6 protein-coding genes and 1 pseudogene are annotated in these 7,362 nt (G+C 40.2%); 5 read left to right on the plus strand and 2 right to left on the minus strand.

Annotated elements, in window-relative coordinates; translation table 11 throughout:
- Positions 1 to 7: 7 nt before the first annotated feature.
- Positions 8 to 139, minus strand: a complete 132-nt coding sequence (locus ACOH2D_RS16150; RefSeq protein ID WP_348038489.1) for a 30S ribosomal protein THX — start codon at positions 137 to 139, stop codon at positions 8 to 10.
- A gap of 151 nt (positions 140 to 290) precedes the next feature.
- On the opposite strand from ACOH2D_RS16150, the gene ACOH2D_RS16155 reads away from it, so the two are divergent.
- The 3 genes from ACOH2D_RS16155 (at position 291) to ACOH2D_RS16165 (ending at position 2,637) form a co-directional block, all read left to right on the plus strand.
- Positions 291 to 980, plus strand: a complete 690-nt coding sequence (locus ACOH2D_RS16155) for a hypothetical protein (protein ID WP_348038491.1) — start codon at positions 291 to 293, stop codon at positions 978 to 980.
- Entirely contained in the window at positions 981 to 1,724 is a 744-nt protein-coding gene (locus ACOH2D_RS16160; RefSeq protein WP_348038493.1) for a uracil-DNA glycosylase family protein, read from the plus strand.
- A 112-nt stretch (positions 1,725 to 1,836) separates the two neighbouring features.
- Complete coding sequence (locus ACOH2D_RS16165; RefSeq protein WP_348038495.1) at positions 1,837 to 2,637, plus strand: TspO-related membrane protein; 801 nt, start codon at positions 1,837 to 1,839, stop codon at positions 2,635 to 2,637.
- Positions 2,638 to 2,846: 209 nt separating this feature from the next.
- Here the strand turns inward: ACOH2D_RS16165 and ACOH2D_RS16170 are convergent, their stop codons facing one another.
- Complete coding sequence (locus tag ACOH2D_RS16170; protein WP_449535876.1) at positions 2,847 to 4,652, minus strand: serine hydrolase; 1,806 nt, start codon at positions 4,650 to 4,652, stop codon at positions 2,847 to 2,849.
- 913 nt (positions 4,653 to 5,565) lie between these two features.
- On the opposite strand from ACOH2D_RS16170, the gene ACOH2D_RS16175 reads away from it, so the two are divergent.
- Both ACOH2D_RS16175 and ACOH2D_RS16180 read left to right on the plus strand, forming a co-directional pair.
- Positions 5,566 to 6,252, plus strand: a complete 687-nt coding sequence (locus tag ACOH2D_RS16175; RefSeq protein ID WP_449535877.1) for a tyrosine-type recombinase/integrase — start codon at positions 5,566 to 5,568, stop codon at positions 6,250 to 6,252.
- Positions 6,253 to 6,254: 2 nt separating this feature from the next.
- A pseudogene (locus ACOH2D_RS16180) lies at positions 6,255 to 7,307 on the plus strand (IS91 family transposase); the annotation flags it as partial.
- Positions 7,308 to 7,362: the final 55 nt, after the last annotated feature.

The following is a 7,362-nucleotide window of genomic DNA, read 5'->3' on the forward strand; positions in this document are numbered from 1 at the left end:
GGTTAACTCAAGGCTTTGTTTGTTTATCTACACTGATTTTTTCAAGGGTTGATTTCCTTTTTTTAATCCGAAGTCGTCTTACGCCATATGAACCTCTTGAAATTTTTCCTCGTCGCGTCTTTTTGTCTCCTTTTCCCATGTTTTTTAAGTTGTTTTAAGTTAATATGAATCAAATGTTAAGATACTAAATTTATAATATATCAAAGCATTATCTTTGTACTTTAATTTAATTTGACAGCATGTATTTATATTTAATTATCGCGTTTCAAGGTTTTTGTATATATCACCTATTGAAAAATAGGAATTCATACTATTGGATTTTTGCAATTCTGTTTTTACCGTTTGTTGGTTGTGTTACTTATTTGGTAACTCAGGTTTTAAATAAACGCGATACAGAAAAGACTCAGGGAAATCTAAGTACCATTATTGAGCCTTCCAAAAAAACTGCTTCTTCAGGAAAAGTGAAAGATTTAGAAGCGCAACTTGAGTTTACGGATACGTATCTTAATAGGATTAATCTCGCTGATGCTTACCTTGAAATACATAACTATACAGGTGCTATTGAACACTATCTTGTCGCCTTGGAAGATAAAACCCAGGACGATTTTTTTGTGAAAGCCCATTTGATTCAAGCCTATTATGCGATCAAAGATTATGATCAAGTCATTGCGTTTAGCGAAAGTTTGGAAAGTTATAAAGAGTATGAGAAATCAGAGATTCCATTTCTTTATGGGATGGCTTTGGCAGAAAAGGATAGAATAACTGAGGCAGAAAAACAACTGAGGCTTATGGATTGGCCTTATTCTAACTATAACGAACGTTTGGCATTGGCTAAATTTTTATTGCGCATTGATAAAACTATCGATGCCAAAGAACTTTTGGAAGAGCTGCATGTGGAAATGCAAAATTTGATTCCAACTAATAAGCGTATTTATAAAACGACTATCATTGAAGTAGAGCGATTGAAAAATACCTTGTAAATGTTTTTTCATCAGCACCCTTATCCGCCGTTTATAAAGGAAGATACTACCAAGTTGATTGTTGGTACTTTGCCACCGCCGCGATTTTCAGTAGGCGAGTTGTTGGAAAAGGATGTTGATTTTTGTTATGGCAGCTATTTCAATTCGTTGTGGCTTTATATCGATCAGATTTACAATCTTAATCTGCGATTTGATAATTCAGACGAAGCGGTGAATCAACGGAAAAGTTTTTTGATCGCACATAAAATCGGCATTTGCGATATTGTTGAAAGTTGCGAACGTGAAAAAATGAATGCCTCAGATTTGGGGATGCATAACATCCATTTGCGAAATATCGTCGGTTACCTTCAAAAATATCCCAATATTGATACCTTATTATTTACCGGAGGCAATAGTAAAAATGGCCCAGAATATTTCTTCAGAAAACATTTAAAAACTTACGGCTTGCAATTAAAATTGGTGTCGGATGAAGTGCCGCGCATACACGAATTTGTACTTCCTGCCAATCCAGAAGAAATTTTTATTCCGAAGGCTAGTGAGGAATCGCATAAAGGCACCATTTCGCCATCAAAATCTTTGCTTCATCCTGAGAAAAGAATCATCAAAACCGTTTCTCTGACTTCAGGATCGGGCGCTGCGAATATTTCCATTAGCAGAATACCGCTTTACCAACATCTTAAAGCTAAAAACCCGAATTTCAATACGTTCGATTTTAGGGTGATGCAATACCGCGAATTTATTTGAGTCCATTCTTCATTAAAAAAAGTTAATTTATTTTGTGATTTGTCGTAAATTCAAGCTGTCATGATAATCGTGATCAATCAAAACGCAATTCTCAAAATAACGCACTATTTCTATGAAAAAAGTTCTACAAATATGTAATGGTATTGCGCTCGTTTCTACCATTATCATTAATTACCTCTCCAATACTGGTGCCATTAACAATACAACGATTGGGGAGGTGTCCAATAATTTGAATTCCCTTTTTACACCCGCTGGCTACGCTTTTGCCATTTGGGGATTTATTTATCTGTTTTTACTCGGTTTTATTTTCTATCAAGGAAGAAGCTTATTTGTCAATGTTCGGGATGACAATTTTGTAATGCGCATTGGATGGTGGTTTGTGATATCCTGTGTGGCCAATTCGGTATGGGTGTTTTTATGGATTTACGGCTATACAGGTTTGTCGTGTGTGTTGATCTTTTTAGTGTTATTTTCCATACTGAAAATTATCATGAACAACGCCATGGAATTGTGGGATGCTCCAATTTCGGTCATTGTTTTTTTATGGTGGCCTTTTGTGTTTTATAGTGGCTGGCTTACGGTGGCAAGTATCGCAAATGTAGCCTCTTATTTGACCAAAATAGAATGGGGAGGCTTTGGAATGTCAGAAGAGGCGTGGACTGTTTTCATGATTATTGTGGCCATGATGATTAATTTGGCGATCACTTGGACACGTAATATGCGAGAATTTGCTTTAGTGGGTGCTTGGGCATTGATCGCGATTGCCTATGCCAATTATTATAATGCGGAGATGAGTATTGCCTATGTTGCAGGTGGAGCTGCACTTATTTTAATTGTGAGCAGTTTGATGCATGGGTATAAAAATAGAGCCACGAATCCTATGCAGAAAATGAAGGAATATCTAGCGAAATAATGTCTTTTTTTATTCGTTTTTAGGAGTGAAACTAAAATATTTTAAAGAGAAGATAATTACACTATTCAAAATATAACTCTAAATGAATGCTCGGTAGGAGTTTATTCAATTGTAATAAAGAGCTTGAAAGACTTTTCGCTGTTCTTTCTTGTCTTTCTTTGCACCGTTGCAAAGTGGTCTAAACTTCCTTCCATCTGCCTGTTCTAAGATTATTCCTTTTTCGTCTTAAACGTGCCGTTGGGCTGAATGAGATTCATTTCTGTTATAATATTGTTGTTTTCTAAAAACTCTACTTTAAATCCGTCGACGACTTTAAATGAAAATTTATGTTTTTCAGTAGGCATGAGTTCATATTCAGGTTGCCCTGGAACGAATAGATAAAGTACATTCTCGTTTTTAATGTAGATTTTCAATGGGGTGTCTAACAAGCTATAATTACCGACATATTGTTCTAAATCAGTAGTGCTGACATCAATCGTGTTAGGTGTTCTTTTGAAGGCAATAGGCTCAAGGGCGGATTCAGCTTTTAGGCTTACTTTGGAGATATCTCCACCATCACTTGTGGCAAAGTTAAATCGCATGGGGCTCGCATCGGTGGTGTCGATTCCTGTTTTGGTCACTTCAAAAGGTTCAAAAACATCATAATGGTAATGTTTTAAATACATTTTCATACGTTTGAAATTTGCGAATAAAGAGTCGTTTTCCACAGTGATATTGAAACCTCCATACCCCGAATTACCATAACTCCCCGTATAGTCTTGCATGACATGAGAGTGTTTAGTGTTTTTTACTTGAGCAGTTGCCTTGTCTTCCAGCTTCAGTTCTGCTTCCATCTTTTTAGTTTTTGCTTTGTTTTCAATAAATCTTTTCGCCCAATTAGTGGTTTTTCCACCTAAAAGTCGATCGGCAATAGTATTTCTAACTAAGTTAGGAACTGCTGAACCATCTTGATTGGACAATACGACAATCCCAATTTTATCGCTCGGAAAAAACGCAATGTTTGCTGAAAATCCGTCGATATTCCCACCATGCTCTACCCGATAATGACCTCTATATGAGGATAGCATCCACCCATAACCATAGTTTGCGAAGTGTAGATCTGGATTTTCTTCGTCAGGTAAAGCGGCAGTTATTACCATTTGAGAACTCATCGCTTCATTAATGTAAGCTTCCGTTAAAATCTGTTTGTCATGATATTTTCCTTTATTGATCCACATTTTTAACCAATGCGAAATCTCATTCGCACTGCTGTAAATGCTTCCCGCAGGACTCATTCCTGAAATGTCATAATAGTCTAATTTGCTGATTTGGTCGTTCTTTTTGAGTTTATATCCCAAGGCGGCATTGTCCATTTTTTTTAATTCTGACAATAAAGTCTGTGAACGTGACATTTCTAAAGGGTCAAAAAAACGCGTTTTGATATTGTCTTCCCACGATTGACCTGTAATCTTTTCTGCAATGACGCCTTGTGCCAAAAACATGAAATTATTATAATTCCACTCTTGTCGGAGTCCTGTAAAAGGTTCTTGATAGGCAATACGCTGAATTAAGCTGTCTTTATCGGCAGATGGAAATAGATACCAGCTGATATCATGGCGTGGTAGGCCAGTGCTATGACGCATCAAATCTTTAATGATGACATTGTTGTTTAAATTGTCATTATAAAACTTTAACTCTGGAATATATTTTATGGGATTGTCATTCAACGATAATTTGTCTTCTGCACTGAGTTGACCTAAGAGGGCTGAGGTGAATGCTTTTGTGGAAGAACCAATGGCAAACAAGGTGTTCGCGTCAACTGGGACTTTGTTTTCATAATCGCTATAACCAAAACCATTGGCATAAATGACCTTATCGCCATCAACAACAGCAACTGAAAATCCAGCGGCTTTGGTAGCCTCTAGAATCGCGTTGAGATCTTTTTCAATGCCTTTGAGACGTTTGTCGGTTTGTGCGTAAGTGTAGTTGGATGTGAAAACGGCAAAACAAAAAACAATACAGATGAATTTTTTCATGGGCGTTGGTTTTTTAATGATTATTTTATCAGTAGCCATAAGTTTGGAAAAGTTACGCTTTTCGTTGTAAAAGTTTATAGGCCATGATATTATTTGTTGAAGATAAAATATGAAGTATCGCTTTTGTTTTTTTTAGACACGAATTTGTAGGCTTCTGTAGGTGTAATTCTTAAAATTGTATAAACACCAGATTAATTAGTTTTCCTGAGCTATTTTAATACTCTGATAAAGAGCTGTCTGAAGTTATGTATCCTGAATCAATAATCCCTTTCTCCTTAAATCCTCTGCCTAGTTTTATTAAAAAAAACTCTATCTCCGATTTGGATTTGTTTATGATTTTTACAACTCCACATTTCTGTGAATTCTCCAGATATATTAAACTCCGAGATTTTATTCTCTAAATGTTCCCAAGGCCATTTTATGGTATTCCATGAAAATAAATATGTTCTCAATTTATCTAATATTTTTTTGTGTGTTCTAATTGCTACAGCGTTTATGTGTAAGAATAGTTGCGGTGGCAAACACCTAAAATACTAAACAGTAAACTTGCCTGTGGAAATTCCGCAGGGATTTCCAAGTAGGCGAGGACAAGCCATTGCTTATACACATTGTTGAACTAAACCTAAAGGTAGCTTCACGAGACGTTTCCATCACGATTCACTACCTTTAGGATCAAGGTTTAATGTAATACTCAATATTATGAAAAAAAAATGACACCCTCATCGAAACGGCGATTATTTCGGTTCCAGGGTTTGCAGCACTCTACCACAAACTAAAGCGTTCGGTTGAACTCTCCGGCAAAAGCCAAAGCACCCTTACCAACTATGCCCGCTGCCTGGCGCACATCGGATTCCATTTCAACTGTAGTCCACTTGACCTGGATCAGGAACAGATCCTGGATTATCTGCACCTTTTGAAGTCGCAGCACAAAACCCCTTCGGACAGTTTTTTCAAGCACACCGTTTATGGTCTTCGCTATGCTTACCGCATCTTTGGGATGAAAGAAATGCACGTGGTGCTCCCCAGTATTGAGCGCCCCGAGAAACTCCCCGTGGTATTGAACCAAAGAGAGGTAAAACAACTGCTTGGCACTCCAAAACTGCTGAAACACCGATTGATACTTGCAATGCTCTACGGTTGTGGTCTGCGTAATTTTGAACTGTGCAAACTACAGCGCAGGGATCTGGATTTTGACAGGATGATGTTGCACGTGCGCCAGGGAAAAGGGCGCAAGGATCGGTATGTCCCCCTGTCCGAAATGCAGGTCCGTGGCCTAAAGAGATACTTCCTTGCCGAAAACCCGGATACGTGGTGTTTTACGGGCAACGACAAGTCGGGCATACCGCGGCAGATCTCCTCACAGGGCGTCCAGTGGATCGTCCGTGAGGCCCGCAAGCACAGTGGCATCCAAAAGGAAATTACCGCCCATATCCTGCGGCACAGCTATGCCACCCATCTGCTGGAAATGGGTCTGGACATTATGAGCGTGAAGGATCTTTTGGGCAATGCAGATATCCAGACCACCCTTATCTACCTCCATGTGGCACAATCGGGCAGGCAAAAGCCGTTCAGTCCGTTGGACAGGCTCTATGTTCAATAGGGATGTCGAATCCTGTCCATGAAGTAGCCCATATCCTGGAGCGAAACAGGGAAGATCTTGCCGGTTATTGTGCCAATAGCTGGCAAGAGCGTACCCTGCACGCGTTGCGCAAATGTCGCACCTCGGCCCTTGGCGGTCACATCGATCGTTGTGACAGTCCGACCTGCGGCAAGTTGCACCTCAGTTATAACAGTTGTCGCAACCGTCACTGTCCGAAGTGCCAGGGCCATAAAAAGGAGGAATGGATCCGGGCAAGGGAGGCTGACCTGTTGGAGGTTCCCTACTTCCATGTGGTCTTTACCATGCCTGCGGAGCTGAACCGGCTATGTCTGTACGAGCCAAAGTTGGTGTACGGTCTGTTGTTCAAAACGGCCTGGGGGATTATCCGGGATTTTGGTGGCAATCCCAAGTTTTTGGGTGCCCAGATGGGAATGATCGCCATCCTGCACACTTGGGGGCAGAACCTGTCGCTGCACCCGCACCTGCACTGCATTGTCCCTGGGGGCGGCATTGCCAGATCGGGCAAATGGAAACCTACCAAGAGTAGGGGAAAGTATCTGTTCCCTGTAAAGGCAATGAGTCAGGTCTTCAGGGCCCGATTTGTGGCCGGATTGCGTAAAGCGCTGGGGAAGCAGCAACCGCCTTCTTTTTACCAAAGCCTGTTCCAACATCATTGGGTGGTCTATTGCAAGCGTCCATTTTTTGGGCCCTCCCAGGTCATAGAATACTTGGGCCGCTATACCCATAAGATCGCCATCAGCAACCATCGGATAAAGAGCCACGAAGATGGAAACGTACAGTTCATGGTAAAGGACTATCGGCATGGTGGCAGGAAATCTGTGGTTGGGCTGCCCGATGCCGAGTTCATCAGGCGCTTCGCACTACATATCCTGCCCAAGGGATTTACACGGATCAGGCATTATGGCATTTTGAGCAGTTATTACAAAAGGACTATGATCCCAGAGCTCCAGAAAGACCTGGGAATGCCAAAACTTGCGGAGACAGAGCCATTGATGCACCGAAAATGCCCACTATGCAAAAAAGGGAACCTCGTTCTAGATTAGCCCCTTATAAGTTCGGAGTGTTATTTTAAATTTCAAATCTATACAT

It is taken from the genome of Gelidibacter sp. (assembly GCF_053579655.1).